Annotated in this window: 11 protein-coding genes; 4 read left to right on the top strand and 7 right to left on the bottom strand. The window is 62.0% G+C overall.

Annotation, left to right across the window (positions count from 1 at the left end):
* Positions 1 to 498: 498 nt before the first annotated feature.
* Entirely contained in the window at positions 499 to 1,182 is a 684-nt protein-coding gene (locus tag AAGW23_RS14285) for a type 1 glutamine amidotransferase domain-containing protein (protein WP_342407075.1), read from the top strand.
* Between the two features lie 13 nt (positions 1,183 to 1,195).
* On the opposite strand, the gene AAGW23_RS14290 is transcribed toward AAGW23_RS14285, so the two are convergent.
* The 4 genes from AAGW23_RS14290 to phhA all read right to left on the bottom strand — a co-directional run bounded on the left by AAGW23_RS14290 (position 1,196) and on the right by phhA (position 4,837).
* Positions 1,196 to 2,014: an EAL domain-containing protein gene (locus AAGW23_RS14290; RefSeq protein WP_342407076.1), complete on the bottom strand. Its 819-nt coding sequence runs from the start codon at positions 2,012 to 2,014 to the stop codon at positions 1,196 to 1,198.
* Between the two features lie 334 nt (positions 2,015 to 2,348).
* Positions 2,349 to 3,545: an amino acid aminotransferase gene (locus AAGW23_RS14295; RefSeq protein ID WP_342407077.1), complete on the bottom strand. Its 1,197-nt coding sequence runs from the start codon at positions 3,543 to 3,545 to the stop codon at positions 2,349 to 2,351.
* The gene (locus tag AAGW23_RS14300; RefSeq protein ID WP_102837853.1) at positions 3,542 to 3,898 is read right to left on the bottom strand and encodes a 4a-hydroxytetrahydrobiopterin dehydratase; all 357 of its coding nucleotides are present in this window, start codon (positions 3,896 to 3,898) and stop codon (positions 3,542 to 3,544) included. The genes AAGW23_RS14295 and AAGW23_RS14300 overlap by 4 nt, the downstream gene beginning before the upstream one ends.
* A 153-nt stretch (positions 3,899 to 4,051) precedes the next feature.
* Positions 4,052 to 4,837 carry a phenylalanine 4-monooxygenase gene (gene phhA, locus AAGW23_RS14305; protein WP_342407078.1) on the bottom strand — a complete coding sequence of 262 codons (786 nt, stop codon included), beginning with the start codon at positions 4,835 to 4,837 and terminating at the stop codon, positions 4,052 to 4,054.
* Between the two features lie 268 nt (positions 4,838 to 5,105).
* Between phhA and AAGW23_RS14310 the strand changes: the two genes are divergently transcribed.
* The gene (locus tag AAGW23_RS14310; RefSeq protein ID WP_200638376.1) at positions 5,106 to 6,662 is read left to right on the top strand and encodes a sigma-54-dependent transcriptional regulator; all 1,557 of its coding nucleotides are present in this window, start codon (positions 5,106 to 5,108) and stop codon (positions 6,660 to 6,662) included.
* Between the two features lie 143 nt (positions 6,663 to 6,805).
* On the opposite strand, the gene AAGW23_RS14315 is transcribed toward AAGW23_RS14310, so the two are convergent.
* The 3 genes from AAGW23_RS14315 to AAGW23_RS14325 form a co-directional block, all read right to left on the bottom strand.
* Entirely contained in the window at positions 6,806 to 10,978 is a 4,173-nt protein-coding gene (locus tag AAGW23_RS14315; protein WP_342407079.1) for a CheR family methyltransferase, read from the bottom strand.
* Between the two features lie 164 nt (positions 10,979 to 11,142).
* Positions 11,143 to 12,519 (bottom strand): L-serine ammonia-lyase, encoded by a 1,377-nt coding sequence (locus AAGW23_RS14320; RefSeq protein ID WP_342407080.1) that lies wholly within the window; start codon positions 12,517 to 12,519, stop codon positions 11,143 to 11,145.
* A 90-nt stretch (positions 12,520 to 12,609) separates the two neighbouring features.
* Complete coding sequence (locus AAGW23_RS14325) at positions 12,610 to 13,560, bottom strand: NAD(P)/FAD-dependent oxidoreductase (protein WP_342407081.1); 951 nt, start codon at positions 13,558 to 13,560, stop codon at positions 12,610 to 12,612.
* Positions 13,561 to 13,920: 360 nt separating this feature from the next.
* Between AAGW23_RS14325 and AAGW23_RS14330 the strand changes: the two genes are divergently transcribed.
* Both AAGW23_RS14330 and AAGW23_RS14335 read left to right on the top strand, forming a co-directional pair.
* On the top strand, positions 13,921 to 14,919 hold the full coding sequence (locus tag AAGW23_RS14330; RefSeq protein ID WP_342407082.1) for a TRAP transporter substrate-binding protein: 999 nt from the start codon (positions 13,921 to 13,923) through the stop codon (positions 14,917 to 14,919).
* Between the two features lie 415 nt (positions 14,920 to 15,334).
* On the top strand, positions 15,335 to 16,975 hold the full coding sequence (locus AAGW23_RS14335) for a BCCT family transporter (protein WP_342407083.1): 1,641 nt from the start codon (positions 15,335 to 15,337) through the stop codon (positions 16,973 to 16,975).
* Positions 16,976 to 17,050: the final 75 nt, after the last annotated feature.

Here is a 17,050-nt window from a genome sequence, read left to right on the forward strand (position 1 = left end):
GGGCTTCGCCCATCCTACCGCCTGAAGCCCACCGCACAACGCTTATGCTTTTGATCTCTGGTACAGACCATCAGACGCCGCCGAACGCCCCTTCAGAAGGCCGAATGTAATCCGCGCGGAGGGGAGCGAGCGGCATGGATGCCGCGAGAGGCGTAAAGGGCCACGGATGGCCCTTGTACGCCGGCCCTCGGAGCGCGGATAGAATGAGGGAAGTCTCGCGAAGCGAGACCCGTATGCAGGGGCAAAGCGTTTTTGCTTACTTTTTTCGCGTTTGGAAAAAGTGAGTCGCCCGGCAGGGCGAAACCAATGCAACAGTCCACTCGATAATGGGCTCCGTCATCGAGCCCGAAGTGAAACAAGTTCTCGCTCGATCACAGCCAAGTACGTGCCCGGTTCGTCACGGTGCGCATGCAGTCACGATTGACCGATTCCCCCCTCCCACGGTCCAGATAAACCAAGGCCCGCCAATCTCGGGCCACCCGACCACAGGAGACCCTCATGAAAATCCTCATCGTCCTCACATCCCACGACAAACTCGGCGACACTGGCAAGCCGACCGGCTTCTGGCTCGAAGAATTCGCCGCCCCTTACTACGTGTTCAAGGATGCCGGCGCTGAGATCGTATTGGCCTCACCCAAGGGTGGCCAGCCGCCGCTGGATCCGAAAAGTGATGCGCCGGATGCTCAGACCGAGATGACCAAGCGTTTCAAGAACGATGCCGAATCCCAGGCGCTGCTGGCTAATACCCGCAAGCTGGACGAGGTATCGGCAGCGGACTTCGATACGGTGTTCTACCCCGGTGGCCATGGCCCGCTGTGGGATCTGACCGGCAACGCGACCTCCATCGCCCTGATCGAATCCTTCATCCAGGCGCGCAAGCCAGTGGCGGCGGTCTGCCATGCGCCAGCGGCGCTGGTACAGGTGCGCGGCGTCGACGGTGAGTATTTGGTCAAAGGTAAGCGCGTGACCGGCTTTACCAACACCGAGGAAGAGGGCGTGCAGCTCACCGACGTGGTGCCGTTTCTGCTGGAAGACAAACTCAAGGAGATCGGGGGCGATTACAGCAAGGGGCCGGACTGGTCGTCCTATGTGCTGGTCGATGGCCTGCTGGTCACAGGCCAGAACCCAGCGTCCTCGGAAGAGGCTGCCCGCGAGTTGCTCAAACTGTTGAAGGCCGGCTGAGCCTCGTTCAGCTCTACAGTCCGCTCGGCCATGCCAGGGATTCGGCGTGGCTGCAGGTCTCGAACAGCGGTTTGCTGAACAGATAGCCCTGCATCAGGCTGATGCCCAGGTCGCGCAAGGCCTTGCATTCGTCCGCTGTTTCCACGCCCTCGGCGATCACCTGAATGCCCAGCTCGCTGCACATGCCCACCGTGCCGCGGACGATGGCCTGGCGCGAGTGGCTTTGGTCGATGCCACGGATCAGGTCCATGTCGAGTTTGATGATGTCCGGCTGGAAGTCGGCCAGCAGGTTGAGCCCGGCAAAGCCGGCGCCAAAGTCGTCGATGGCGGTGAGAAAGCCGATGCGCTGGTACTCACGGAAGACCTCGGTCAGCCACTTGGCATCACTGATGCGCTCGCCTTCGACCGTCTCGAAGATAATCTGCTCGATGGGGAAGTTGTGCGCGCGGGCAGCTTCCAGCGTTGAGCGGATGCACAGCTCCGGGCGATAGATGGCGTTGGGCATGAAGTTGATCGACAGCTTGCTCTGCATCTGGAGCTGGGCCGCGGTCTTGATAGCCTTGACCCGGCAGGCCTGGTCGAAGCGGAAGCGGTTGTCCTCGGTCACCTGTGCCAGCACGCTGGGCGCCGGTTCGCCGTTCACGCCTCGTACAAGGGCTTCGTGAGCGAAGATCTGGCGCTTGGCAGTGTCCACGATCGGTTGGTAAGCGTAGCTGAAGCGAAAGCCGAGACGCTCGCCACTCGCGCAGCTGGGGCAGGCCCCGTGCTCGCTGGCTGAATGACAGGCGTATTCGTGTGGAGCAGGGTTGCCGACGGTGTGGCTATGAATCATGGTCGAGCTCGTTCAAAACCTATTGCTGAAGATAGCGGCTACCCTGGCTTGCGCTAGAGCCCGTTCGTCACCGGACCGCTCAGTCACCGGAATAAATAGCAGGCCTATATGGTAGGCCAGAATCGACCCAGCATGATGGCCAAATGCTACGACATAAAGGCGGCGTCTGAGTTCCAGGCTTTCTGGGAGAAGCTTGATAGGTGGAAAGCAGCGGCGAGCTAGCCGCGCTCCGTTGGCGGCATCGCTTGAGCGCGGAGAGGCTTCGATGTTGATCCGAGCCGGAGAGAGGCTGGTCATGCCGCCGGCCTCCAGGCTCCGAGCGAGTGGCGTGTGATCAGCCGATAACGCGGGCGATGGACGCCGCCAACTGATCAAGCCGCGCAGCGTCCAGCCCGGCGATATTCGCCCGCCCGCTTTCGACCAGATACACCGCATTCTCGCGCCGCAGGCGCAGCACCTGCTCGGCGGTGAGGCCGGTGTAGGAGAACATCCCGCGTTGTTGCGCGATATGCGCAAAGCGTTCAGCTAACCCATAGGGCGCAAGCGCTTCCACCAGCCCCTGGCGCAAACCGGCGATGCGCTCGCGTTTGGCGGCGACTTCCTGTTGCCAGAGCTGACGCAGCTCGGGGTTGGCGAGGATCGTCGCCACCACAGCAGCACCGTGGGACGGCGGTGTCGACCAGAGGTTGCGCGCCACCGAGGCGAACTGGCTGCGCACATCGATCAGCGACTCGCCGTCAGCCGCGACCACGATCAACGCACCGGTGCGTTCGCGGTACAGGCCGAAGTTCTTCGAGCAGGAACTGGTGATCAGCACCTCGGGTAACGCCTCGACAAACAGGCGGACGGCCCAGGCGTCTTCATCCAGGCCGTCGCCGAAGCCCTGGTAGGCGAAGTCGAACAGTGGCAGTAGCGCTCGCTGCCGCACGATGTCCAGCACTTGTTGCCAGTCGTCCCGGCTCAGGTCGTAGCCGGTGGGGTTGTGGCAGCAAGCGTGCAGCAGCACTAAATCACCGCTGGGGATTTGCTCCAGCGCGGCGAGCATGCTCGGCACGTCCAGCTTGTTCTGCGCGTCGACGTAGGGGTAATGCTCGACCTTCAAGCGGGCCGCGGCGAACAGAGTTTCGTGGATCGGCCAGGTTGGATCGCTGAGCCAGAGGCTGCGACCCGGCAGGCACTTGGCGATGAAGTCGCCCACCAGCCGCAGGGCACCGGTGCCGCCCGGGGTTTGAGTGCAGCCTGCGCGGTGCTCGGTCAGGGCGGGTGAACCTTCGCCGAGCACCAGTTTCAGCAGCTGCTCACCGAACAGCGGATCACCATGGCCGCCGATGTAGCTCTTGGTCTGCTCGCTGTCGATCAATCGCTGCTCGGCCAGCTTCACCGCCTTGGGGATCGGCGTCAGGCCCAAGGCATCCTTGTAGACGCCGACACCTAGGTCGAGCTTGGCCGGATTGGGGTCGGCCCGATAAGCATCGAGCAGACCGAGAATCGGGTCGCCAGGCACCCGCGCCACGTCAGCAAACTGCTTCACTTGCGACCCTCGGCGTTTTTCGCGACCTCGTCGGTGCGCGCGGCCATGATGAAGTCGTTGCGATGCAGACCTTTGATCGAGTGGCTCCACCAGGTCACGGTGACCTTGCCCCATTCGGTGAGAAGGCCTGGGTGATGACCCTCGGCTTCGGCGATCTCGCCGACGGCGTTGGTAAAGGCCAGGGCGTGCTTGAAATTCTTGAACAGGAAGACCTTCTCCAGCTCCATGTGGCCGTCGCGGGTTTCGATGTTCCAGTCCGGGATCTGCTTGATCAGCTCGGCCAGTTCGTCATCGGACACCTTGGGTGCGTCGGCGCGGCAGGCTTCGCAGTGGGCTTGGGTGAGGGCAGTCATGGCTTGGTCCTTGTGGTGAGTCATAAGAGTTAAGCAGCGTAGGGTGGAAAACCGCGAAGCGTTTTCCACGCGTCTGCTTCGGTCTTCACGACGTCGAGCAACAGCGCCATCCGAAACGATGGACGCGTGGATGAGCCTTCGGCGTCATCCACCCTACGCCGCTTTAGGTGGAAACTTCGGCTGGTGCAGGCCCAGCTTCATGGCGGTGCGGACGTGGGCCATGATGTCTTCATGGGCCACGTCGAACAGCCGCTTGAGCTCCGGCAGAACGAAGTAGACCGGCTGCAGGATGTCGATGCGATAGGGCGTGCGCATGGCTTCGACCACATCGAACACCTGGTGCTCGGGTTCGTCGGAAAGGCTGTAGAGCGTTTCCTTTGGCGAGGAAAGGATGCCGCCGCCATAGATGCGACGTCCGGCTGAAGTTTCCACCAAGCCGAATTCGATGGTCATCCAGTACAGCCGCGCCAGGTAGACGCGCTCTTCCTTGGTCGCCTTGAGGCCGAGTTGGCCATAGGTGTGGGTGAATTCGGCGAACCAGGGGTTGGTCAACAGTGGGCAGTGGCCAAAGATCTCGTGAAAGACGTCAGGCTCCTGCAGGTAATCCAGTTCTTGCGGGGTGCGGATAAAGGTCGCGACCGGGAAGCGCTTGCTGGCGAGCAGCTCGAAAAAGGTCTGGAAGGGAATCAACGCCGGAACCCGAGCGACCTGCCAGCCGGTGGTCGCGTCCAGCACGCGGTTGATTTCGCCCAGCTGGGGAATGCGGTCGTGGGGCAGAGCAAGCTGCTCGATGCCGTCCAGATACTCCTGGCAAGCGCGGCCGTCTAGCAGTTTCAGCTGACGTTCAATCAGTGTTTGCCAAACCGCATGTTCAGCGTCCGGGTAGTGGGTGTGACCGTGCGCGTCCGGCTCGCGGGCAACGTATTGCGTGGCTTTCATCTGACCTCCTGAGCGGGGCGGCCGCCTGAGTCTTTGTTGTTATGGATGCCTCATCTGACCGCGGCATCCGTGCCTTGGCGAGGCCGCAGCCGGCTTGAGGGGTGACGCTAGATGCTTCTGCCCGTAACGAAATGATTACGATAGGGTCTGATCGGGCGAATATGACCTTGCTCGACGTTGTTTCTGTCAAATAATCTTGACGAAAATCAACGGTGATCGGCAGAAAGTCCGCCGCCGCTTATAACAACAAGCCCAAAGGCACCCTTGCATGCGTATCAAGATTCATTGCCAGAACCGCATTGGCATCCTCCGTGACATGCTCGAACTGCTGGTCGACTACGGTATCAACGTGGCGCGCGGCGAAGTCGGCGGTGAGCACGGTAATGCGGTCTACCTGCACTGCCCCAACCTGATGAACCTGCAGCTTCAGGCGCTGCGGCCGAAGATCGAAGCGCTGCAAGGCGTGTTCGAGGTGCGCAAGGTCGGCCTGATGCCCAGCGAGCGGCATTCGCTGGAGCTCAATGCGCTGCTCGGCGCGCTGGAGTTTCCAGTGCTCTCCATCGACATGGCCGGTGCCATCGTGGCGGCCAACCGTGCCGCGGCGCAGCTGCTCGGGGTTCGCGTGGATGAGGTGCCGGGCATGAGCCTGTCGCGCTACGCCGAGGATTTCGATCTGCCGGAGCTGGTGCGAGCGAACAAGGCGCGCATCAACGGCCTGCGCGTTACCATCAAGGGCGACGTCTTTCTCGCTGATATCGCGCCCCTGCAGTCGGAGCACGATGACAGCGAAGCCCTGGCCGGTGCGGTGCTGACGCTGCATCGCGCCGACCGGGTGGGCGAGCGTATCTACAACGTGCGCAAGCAGGAGTTGCGCGGCTTCGACAGTATCTTCCAGAGCTCGAAGGTGATGGCCGCCGTGGTCCGTGAAGCGCGCCGCATGGCCCCGCTGGACGCGCCGCTGCTGATCGAGGGCGAGACCGGCACCGGCAAGGAACTGCTGGCGCGCGCCTGTCACCTGTCCAGCCCGCGCGGGCAGTCGCCGTTCATGGCACTCAATTGCGCCGGCCTGCCGGAATCCATGGCCGAGACCGAACTGTTCGGCTACGGCCCTGGCGCCTTTGAAGGGGCACGCCCGGAAGGCAAGCTCGGTCTGCTGGAGTTGACCACCGGCGGCACCCTGTTCCTCGACGGCGTCGGGGAGATGAGCACGCGCTTGCAGGCCAAGCTCGTGCGCTTTCTGCAGGACGGCTGCTTTCGACGGGTGGGCAGTGACGAGGAGGTCTATCTCGATGTGCGGGTGATTTGCGCGACGCAACTGGACCTGTCCGAACTCTGCGCCAAGGGCGAGTTTCGCCAGGACCTGTATCACCGCCTCAATGTGCTGTCGCTGCACATTCCACCTCTGCGTGAATGCCTGGACGGGCTGGAGCCGCTGGCGCTGCACTTTCTTGACCAGGCCAGCCGGCAGATCGGTTGCGCTTTGCCGAGCCTCTCACCGGCGGCCCTTGAGCGTTTGGCCGGCTATCACTGGCCGGGCAACGTCAGGCAACTTGAGAACACGCTGTTCCAAGCGGTTTCGCTGTGCGAGGGCGGCGTGATCAAGCCTGAGCACATCCGGCTGCCCGACTACGGGACGCCGGCACCGCTGGGCGATTTTTCGCTGGAGGGCGATCTGGGCAATATCGTCGGACGCTTCGAAAAAGCGGTGTTGCAGGAGCTGTATCAACGCCATCCCAGCAGCCGGCTCTTGGGCAAGCGGCTAGGGGTTTCGCATACCACCATCGCCAACAAGTTACGTGAGCACGGGATCGGCAAGGAGGGCTGATTGCCGCCACGGCGCAGCAAGGACCTGTAGGAGCCAGCTTGCCAGCGAATCCGGGGTGGGGCGAGGTACTGGCGTCGCGTTTGACGGCAGGATATCGAGCCGGCTCGCGCCAAGGATGAGCCGCGAGCCGTGGCCTGGCGGATCTAGTGCACGGCCTGGGTCACCGCGTCGATCAGGGCTTGCAGGTCGATCGGTTTGCGCAGGTGCAGGGTGAAACCGGCGGCTTTGGCTGTTTCCACGTCGCGCAGCGTGCCGTAGCCAGTCAGGGCGATGCTTGGCGTGTTGCTGTTAACGCCTTTGGCGCGAATCGAGGTCATCATCTTGTGGCCATCGATCTCCGGCATGCCGATGTCGGAGACGATCACGTCGAATGGCGTCTGTTCGGCCAGCTCGATACCCAGGGCGCCGCCGTTCGCGGTGGTGACCTGCGCACCTTCGCTTTCCAGCAGTTCGCACATGGTTTCGAGGATGTCGGGGGAATCATCCACCAGCAGAATGCTGATGCCAGCGAGGCCGCCGATCTCGTCGTTATTGGCCTGGTCGCTGAGTTCGATTTCGGTCTGCAAGTGGATCGGTAACCAAACGCTGAAGCGCGCGCCGCGATTGATGCCTTCGGAGAACGCTTCGATGCGCCCGTTGTGTGCTTCGACCAGCTGCTTGACCAGCGCCAGGCCGATGCCTAAGCCGTGTTTGGAGCGTTGCGCATGCTGCATTTCAGCTTGCCCGAACATGTCGAATACCTTGGGGAGGAAGTCCGCTGAGATGCCTTCACCCGTGTCGATGACGTCAAGTCTCGCCTGGTCGCCCTCGCGCTCGAGCTGAACGCAAATGCGGTCGCCACCCTTGGTGAATTTCCAGGCATTGTTCAGCAGGTTCCAGATGATCTGATCCAGGCGGGTCGGATCGGCATGGATGTAGATCGGTTGTTCGGGCTTGAACACCTCGAAGGTGACATTTTCCGTCTGAGCCAATGGCGCGAACACCGCTTCGATGCCGCGAAGCACGTCTTCGTACAGCAGGGTCGCGAACTGCAGCTTGAGTTTGCCGGTGCGGATGCGCGATACATCCATCAGGTCGTCGATGATCCGCGACTGGCTGCGAACCGCGTTCTGGATCGCCTGAATCGCCTTGCGCAGGTTCGGAGCGTGCTTCGCGACCTGGGAGCGTCCGATCAGATCGGTGTTCAGTTGGATCAGGTTCAGTGGGTGCTTGAGTTCATGCGATAGCACGGCAAAAAATTGATCCTTCTGCAAGTTGGCGGCCTGAATCAGCTCCAGCTCGCTTTGCTGCTCCGAGTTCTGCTGGCGCTCTTCGGTGAGGTCGCGGGCAATTTTGGTCAGGCCGGTGATCGCTCCATCCTGGTTGATCAGCGGATTGATCAGCCCACTGATAAAGCGCCGCGAGCCGTCGCGTCTCAGATGCCAACGCTCGTCCGCCGCTTGGCCCTGTTCCAGGGCGCGTTGCCGCTCCGCTTCGGGTACACCGGCCAGGCGATCCTCTTCGGTGTAGACCAGGTCTATGCTCTGGCCGATGATTTCCTGCTCGGTGTAGCCGAAGATGTCCTGCGCGCCGCAGTTCCATGTGGTGATCAAACCGTCGCAGTCGAAGGTGATGATGGCGTAGCCGCGGGTGCTCTGCGCAAGCTGGCGCAAGTGCGTCTGACCAGCCTCGAGCTGCTGTTCGGCATGGCGCCGTTCGGTGATATCGATGAAGGTCAGCACGGCGCCCTGAATGCGATCTTCCTGGGTCCTGTAGGGCAGGAAGCGCGCCAGGTACCAGCGGTTGTTGTCGTGGTTGCGGACCTCGCGCTCGATCAGCTGGAGCCCTTCGAACGCGCTCGCCGCATTTTCGTGTAACTGCGGGTAGTCGAGGCGATGGGTGATGTCCAGCAGCGAGCGGCCGGCGTCGGCGCTGATGACGTTGAAGATGTCGCGCGCGCGTGGGGTAAACCATTTGATGCGCATCTGGCGGTCGACAAACAGGGTGGCAATGTCAGTCGAGGAAATCAGGTTCTGCAGGTCATCGTTGATCTTGCTGGTTTCGTCGACCTTTTCCTTGAGCTCGGAATTGACCGTTGTCAGCTCCTCGTTGATCGCCTGCAGCTCTTCCTTGCTGGTTTCCAGCTCCTCGGTGGCCGAGCGAAGTTCTTCGTTGATCGCCTGCAGTTCCTCATTGGAGGCGCGCAGCTCCTCGGTGGAGGTTTCCGAGTGCTCCATGGTGACCTGCAACTGCTCCTTGGTGTGCTGCAGTTCGGCTTCGAGCTGCGTCAGGACGCTGTCCTTGGTCACGGTTTCGGCCGGTAGGCTGCTCTCGATGCAGGCCTCGACTTCGTCGAACAGCACCAACATATAGTCACTGCCCGACTCGTTGTCGCGGAACGGCCGGACCACAATGTTCACGTAGTAGTTACGGCCTTCGCGCTCCAGCCGGACACGGCGCGCCTCGATGCTCTTACCGGTGTGGGTCGCCTGATACAGCGCGGTGCGCAGCTCCAGGCGCAGCTGCGGATGGATCAATGTGGTCAGGTTGAGAGAAGGCTCGCCGCCGACATAGCGCAGGAAGCTGCCGGCGCGATCAGACATGTGCACGATCTCGCCTTCCTGATTGGCGATCACGCTGGGTGGCGCGTACTGCTCCAGGGCGCGCCGGTGGATATCGGCAAAGGAGAACTTCCGGTTGCGCCGCGACGGCTCGCTCGAGGGCAGCCGCGCCGGCATGCTTGGAGCGATGCCCTGGAAGGGGGCCGTCGGTGCGCGGCGCAGCGCTGGACTGACTTCCAGCGCGCGGTAGACGTGGTGCTTCTTGTCCACGGCGGTGAACAGCTGGCTGCAGGCGTCAGCGGTTTCCGAGCTGCCGAGAAACAGGTAGCCGCCGGGGTTGAGCGCGAAGTGGAATATACGCAGCACTTCCATCTGGATATCCCGGTCCAGGTAGATCATCAGGTTGCGGCAGGAGATCAGGTCGAGGCGGGAAAATGGCGGGTCGCGCAGTATATTGTGGCGGGCGAAGAGCATCCGCTCGCGCAACTCCTTTTGCATGCGGAACTGGTTCTGTTCCTTGGTGAAATACCGTCGTAGCCGGTCCGGTGGCACGTCGGTGACGATGGCGTGCGGGTAGACGCCGGCGCGTGCCGTGTCCAGGGCGCGGTCGTCAATGTCGGTGGCGAATAACTGCAGCTGAATCTCGCCGCTCACCCCGCTGCTGCCGACCTGGTCGGCTAGCAGCATGCCCAGCGAGTAGGCTTCTTCACCTGTGGAACAGGCCGCCGACCAGACGCGGATGGCCTTTTCTTCCGACCCGAGCTTGCGCTGGATGATGTTCGGGATGATATTTCGTTCCAGTGCTTCGAAGGCGTCGCGGTCGCGGAAGAAGTTGGTGACCCCGATGAGCATGTCGGCGAGTAGTGCGGGAGTTTCTTCCGGGTGGTTTTGCAGATGGCGGGCATAGCTCGACATATCGCGCAAGGCGTTGACCTGCATGCGCCGCTCGATACGGCGCAACACCGTGGCTTGCTTGTAATGACGGAAGTCGTGGCCGGTGCGGGCTCGCAGGGCCGCGAGAATCTCGCGCAGCGCCAGTTCGTTGGGCTTGGATTGAGTATGCGCCTGGGCGTATTCGACCTCGCCTTCAGGAAGGTTCTTTTCCTCGATCTCACTTGGCGGCGACAGCGGATCCTTCCGGGCGAGCAAGCCTTGGAGATTCTGCGACAACCCGACCAGTCGCTGAGGAATCTCCGCCACCGGTAACACGATGTCGACCATGCCGGTCGCGATGGCGTTGCGTGGCATGGCCTCATAGTCGGCATCTTCCGGCGTCTGCGCAAAGGTCACGCCACCTTGTTCCTTGATGCGCGACAGGCCCACCGAGCCGTCGGCGCCGCTGCCGGATAGTACGACGCCTATCGCGTGGTTGTGATGTACATCCGCCAGCGTGCGAAAAAACAGGTCGATGGCGACCTGAGGGCCGCGCTCACGCTCCGGTTGCTGCAGGCGCAGGTAGCTGTCATTCATCAACAGGTCCAGGGCCGGAGGGATCACGTATATATGGTTGCGCTCGATTGTTACGGCCTGCGTGACCTGTAGCACCGGCATCTTGGTGACGTTCTGAATGATCTTGTCGACATTGCTCTCATGCTTGGGTGAGAGGTGCATGATCACCACGAATGCCATGCCGCAGTCGTTCGGCATGTGCTCGAAGAAGGTCATCAGGGCTTGAATGCCACCCGCCGAGGCGCCGATGCCGACCACCGGAAACTCAAGCGTGCTTCGGGTCAGAAGGCTGTTCTTGGGCGTCGATGGCTCAGGGCTGGTGCTCATCAATTCCTCTGCGTTTGTATGGACGTTCCGGGTTGTCTAGGGGGAGACAGCCAGCCGGGCGAGGAAATTCATCCGTCAGGCATGACGCCGCCGAACGGATGATAAGGCTTTTGTGAACGTGATTTCTGCCGACGCGAAGCCTGAGTTCTGGTGCCGTGGCTGTATCAGCACTCGATAATGTTCACCGCCAGCCCACCGCGAGCGGTCTCCTTGTATTTGCTTTTCATGTCGGCCCCGGTCTGGCGCATGGTGCGGATCACCTTGTCCAGTGAGATGAAGTGCTTGCCGTTACCGCGCAAGGCCATGCGTGCCGCGTTGATCGCCTTGACCGAGCCCATGGCGTTGCGCTCGATGCAGGGCACCTGAACCAGCCCGCCGACCGGGTCGCAGGTCAGGCCAAGGTTGTGCTCCATGCCGATTTCAGCGGCGTTTTCGACCTGCTGCGGCGTGCCCCCGAGTACTTCGCAGAGGGCGCCAGCCGCCATGGAACAGGCCACGCCCACTTCGCCCTGGCAGCCAACCTCGGCGCCGGAGATCGAGGCGTTTTCCTTGTAGAGGATGCCGATGGCCGCTGCGGTCAGGAGAAAATGCACGATGCCGTCTTCGTTGGCGCCGCGGATGAAGCGCATGTAGTAGTGCAGCAGGGCCGGGATGATTCCGGCCGCGCCGTTGGTTGGCGCCGTCACCACACGGCCGCCCGCGGCGTTCTCTTCGTTGACGGCCAGCGCGTAGAGGTTGACCCAGTCGAGTACACAGAGCGCGTCACGTAGGTTGGCTTCGGGGTGCTCGCTGAGCTGACGGTAGAGGCCGGCGGCGCGGCGCTCGACTTTCAGCCCGCCGGGCATTAGCCCTTCGGTGTTGCACCCGGCCTGTACGCACTCCTGCATCACTTGCCAGATCTTCAGCAGGCCTGCTCGTGTTTCGGCCTCGGGGCGCCAGGCGGCCTCGTTGGCCAGCATCAATTGGCTGATGGAGAGGTTATGCGTGTCGCACAGTTCGAGCAGTTCGCTGGCGCTGTGAAAGGGAAAGGGCAGTGGCGTGGTGTCCTCGACGATGCGGTCATCGCCCGCAGCCTGCTCATCGACAACAAAGCCTCCGCCCACCGAATAGTATTCGCGGCTGCGCAACTGCAGCCCGGCGACGTCGAAGGCGCGAAAGATCATGCCGTTGGGGTGGAATGCCAGTGGCTTACGGATGAATTGCAGATCGTTACTGGTCTCGAATCGAATGAGTTTTTCGCCCAGCAGGCGCAGCTCGTGGGATTCGCGCATCGCTGCCATGCGCGGGGGGATGCTGCGGGTATCGATGTCCTCGGGCCGCTCACCTTCAAGACCCAGTAAAACGGCCTTGTCGCTGCCGTGGCCCTTGCCGGTGGCACCGAGAGAGCCGTACAGCTCGACTTTCAGGTGCTCGGTTGCCGCAAGCAGGTCGTCGCGTCTGAGCCCCTCGGCAAAACGTAACGCGGCGCGCATCGGCCCCACCGTATGCGAGCTGGACGGGCCGATACCGATCTTGAACAGGTCGAATACGCTGAGTGACATGGAGGGCTCCGTGGCGAACAGGCTTGTTATTCAGCCTAGACCGTCGCTGCAATCGAGCCGTTGCAAAAGTCGCCGCTGCGCTCGTTTTTTTCAACGAGTCGCCTCCGTGCCGCCCCAGGGATTGGCTTCGAGGCTGTTATGCACGGCCGTCGCCGCCTGCGCTGCCTGGCCGATGGCAACGGTCATCTGTTTCAGGCCCACGGTCACATCGCCGATGGCATAGAGGCCGCGCAGGCTGGTTTGCAGGTGGTCGTCCACCCAGATGCCACCGCACTCGTCACAGTCGGCGCCCAGCTGCAGCGCCAGGTCGGAGCGAAACCGCGCGCCCAGGCTGGGGTAGATGATGTCGAAATGGTGCCGTTCGCCGCTGCAGGTCAGCAGCTCGATGCCGGTGTCGCAAGGATGCAGGGATTCCACACGGTCGCTGATTACCCGAATGTCATAGTGCTCGGCCAACGCGATAGCTTGGTCGCAGGCATCGGGCTCGCCGTGCACCACCACTGTTACGTGAGCCGTGAAGGTGCGTAGGAACACCGCATGGCTGATGGCGTTTTCCGCCTCGCCATAGACGGCGACATTGTCCCCGTCGACCTCGTAGCCGTCGCAGATCGCACACAGCCGGACCTTGCCCTCACCGATGGCCCGCTCGACATCCGGCATGTCCGGCAGGGTGTCCTCAATCCCGGTGGCGAGGATGATTCGTCGAGTCAAGCAGGTGGCATCGCCATAACGCACGCTGAAGCCATCGGCATGGGGCTCGATGCACTCGACCCGGCCTTGCTCGAGCCGCGCGCCATACCCCTTGGCCTGCTCGCGCAGGCGCGCCAGCAGGTCGTTACCGTTGATGCCCGGCGGGAAGCCGGGATAGTTGTGCGACCGCGGAATCCATGAGGCACGGCTGGAGCCGGCATCGATGACCATGCAACTGCGGCGGAAGCGGGCGAGATAGAGCGCTGCCGTCAGTCCGCCCGGCCCACCTCCGACAATCAGGCAGTCGATCACGGTGGGGTTCGGCGATGAGGGGGGCGAAAGCTCGTTCATGGCTGACCGGATGGCTGAGGGTGTTGCCTGTAGAAAGGGGCAGCGGATCGAAAGTTCGGCCGTTCCGATGAGTGAGATGTGCTGTTTTGAGAGCTGGTTGGACTTTCTGGTGCTTGTGCCATCAAGGGTGATGGCCAAGACTTTCCGCCTCGGTTGGCACGGGCATTCAGTGTCCGGTTCGACGCCAACCGTATTCCAATAAAGGCCAGGCGCCGACCGCCGCAGTCGAGATGATCTGGCCACTCAAACCGAAGAATGGACGGACCGCGCTGCTGCGTGAGTCAGGTCTTGTCGTTGTCGATAAACCACTCGAGCGGTGCTCACGAGGCGCTGATTCGGGCTATTCCCGTTGGGGGTCAGATGTTCAAGTCTTGTGTTGCTGCGTTGGTCGCGGTCCTGTGTGGGTTGAGTGCTTCGGTCATGGCGGCCGAAGGAGAGCCTTTCGTCATCAAGTTCGCTCACGTCGTAGCCGACGACACGCCCAAGGGCAAAGGTGCGCTGCTGTTTCAGAAGCTGGTGCACGAGCGCCTGGCGGGCAAGGTCAAGGTCGAGGTCTACCCGAACTCGACACTGGTCGGTGATGCCGAGGAGATGCAGGCGCTGCTGAACAATGAGGTGCAGATCCTCGCACCGTCCCTGTCGAAGTTTGGCAAGTACACGAAAAAACTGCAGGTGTTCGACCTACCGTTTCTGTTCGACGACGAGGCTGCCGTCCAGCGCTTCCAGTCGCGTGAGACGAGCCGTGACCTGCTGCGCTCCATGGCCAATTCCGGCATCTATGGCCTCGCCTACTGGAACAACGGTCTGAAGCAGCTCTCCGCCACCCAGGCGTTGCGTCTGCCGGGCGATGCCGCTGGCTTGGCGTTTCGCATACAGCCCTCTGCCGTACTGGAGGCGCAGTTCAATGCGGTAGGTGCCAAGCCGGTGGTGCTGCCGTTCGCCGAGGTCTACAAGTCGCTGCAGGCGGGCGTGGTCCAGGGCGCCGAAAACCCCTGGTCGAACATCGCCAGCCAGAACATGCACAAGGTTCAGCCGTTCATCACCGAGAGTAATCACGGGGTGCTCAACTACATGCTGGTGACCAGCTCGAAGTTCTGGATGAGCATGCCCTTTGCAGTACGCTCCGAGCTCGAAGGCATCATTCTCGAGGTCACCCAAGCGGTGAATCAGGAGGCCGCCGCGCTGAACCAGCGCGACCGCGACCGAATACTCGCCAGCGGCAGCAGCAAGCTGATCGTCCTGACGCCCGAGCAGCGCCAAGCCTGGCGTGAAAAGATGATGCCGGTCTGGCAGTCCTACGAAAGCGAGATCGGTGCTGACGTGATCCGCGCCGCATTGACGGTCAATCGCAAGCGCTGATCCCCAGCCGCTCGGCTCGCCGACATCCGGGGTCGGCGAGCGCGTTGTCGTTCCTTTCACCCGCCCTCGCTCCATCCCGCACTGTTATTAGCGCTGGCGCGACGGCCTTCCTGACGAAACGGTATTGCTTCCAGCCCTTCGGCAGCCGGGCTGCCTGTCACGCAGGCGTGCTGTCAGGGCAGTTGCCAGCCGGTTGGCCTTCGACCTGGCGTTACCTCAACCGCCAGGCAACGGCAAGGCTTGCCTGCGACGGATGACGGTTATGGAATCGTCGATGCCGGTCTTGGCCGTTTGGTATCACCCTTCGGCTGTTAGGATTCTTGCGAAGCGCGTACCTGAGCTCGTGTGCAGCAGAGGGGCGCTCCGTCTTTGTGCTTGTTTCCGATGTGCCAACCCAGAAGAAGGAGAACAGCAGGTGGCGACCAATCCTGGACAGACCACGGCAACGTCCGTGGAAAGCATTCCCGCACCGACCGGGGCGGCCAACCTGATCGATACCGACTACGTCATCGGTCAGGACAACATCAAACGCAAGTTTTTCGATGTGCACGGCAAGGTGTTCATCATCTCGGCCCTGACCATCGTGCTTTTCGTGGTCGTCACACTCGCCCTGCGCAGTGAGGTCGAACCGCTGTTCACCGCGCTTCGCGACTGGTTGACCAGTAACATGGCCTGGTTTTTCATCGGCTCGGCAAACATCTTCGTCTTGCTGTGCGTGGGGTTGATTCTTTCACCTCTGGGCAGGGTGCGCTTGGGAGGAAGGGAGGCGACACCGGACTATTCCTATACCGGATGGTTCTCCATGCTGTTTGCCGCGGGTATGGGGATCGGCCTGATGTTTTACGGGGTGGCCGAACCTATGTCCCACTTCTCTACCGCTTTGGGCGGGGCCACGGTTGAGAATGGCGTGCGTACCGATTGGGCTCCGCTGGGCGCTGCCGGAGGTGATGCTCAGGCTGCCGCGAGCCTGAGCATGGCCGCCACGATTTTTCACTGGGGTCTGCACCCCTGGGCGGTCTACGCGATCGTGGCGCTGGCGCTGGCGCTGTTCTCTTTCAACAAAGGTCTGCCGCTGAGTATTCGCTCGATCTTCTACCCGCTGCTGGGTGAGCGAGTGTGGGGTTGGCCGGGGCATTTCATCGATATCCTCGCCGTGTTCGCGACCCTGTTCGGCCTGGCGACCTCCTTGGGGCTGGGCGCCCAGCAAGCGGCCGCCGGTCTCGAGTTCCTGTTCGGCATGCCTAATACCGACATGAGCAAAGTGCTGCTGGTTATCGGTATCACGGCAATCGCGCTGATGTCTGTGCTGGCGGGCTTGGACAAGGGGGTCAAGCGCCTGTCTGAGTTCAACATGGTGTTGGCGCTGCTGCTGTTGCTGTTCATCATCATTGTTGGTCCGACGCTGGCCATCGTGACGGGCTTCTTCAGCAATCTGGGTAGTTACCTGAGCAACCTGCCAGCGCTGTCCAATCCGATTGGCCGCGAGGACGTGAACTTCAGCCAGGGCTGGACCGCATTCTATTGGGCCTGGTGGATCAGCTGGTCGCCCTTCGTTGGTATGTTCATCGCCCGTGTCAGCCGCGGCCGTACCGTGCGCGAGTTCCTGATTGCTGTGCTGCTGGTACCTTCCCTTGTGTCAGTACTTTGGATGACCGCGTTCGGTGGCACCGCTCTCGGTCAGTTCGTCACCGACGGGTTCACCGGCGTACAGGATGCAGCGCTGGAACTGAAGCTGTTCGCCATGCTCGGTGAGCTACCACTGACCCAGATCAGCTCCTTTGTCGGTATCGTGCTGGTGGTGGTGTTCTTCGTCACCTCCTCGGACTCCGGCTCGTTGGTGATCGACACCATTACCGCCGGTGGCAAGGTCAACGCACCGGTGCCGCAGAGGGCTTTCTGGGCGGTGCTGCAGGGTGTGGTGGCCATTTCCCTGCTGCTGGGCGGCGGCCTGGTGGCGCTGCAGGCCATGGCGGTGTCCACCGGCCTGCCGTTTACCGTGGTCTTGCTGGTCGGTTGCGTGTCCATCGTCAAAGGGCTGATGAGTGAGCCCCGATAGCCTGGACTAGGCCTATCTCCAGGCGGCCCGGCTGCCTGGAGGGCGACACACAAAAGGGGGGGGCGGGGGGGGGGG

The sequence above is a fragment of the Stutzerimonas chloritidismutans genome (genome assembly GCF_038562055.1).
Classification (GTDB): Bacteria; Pseudomonadota; Gammaproteobacteria; order Pseudomonadales; family Pseudomonadaceae; genus Stutzerimonas; species Stutzerimonas chloritidismutans_A.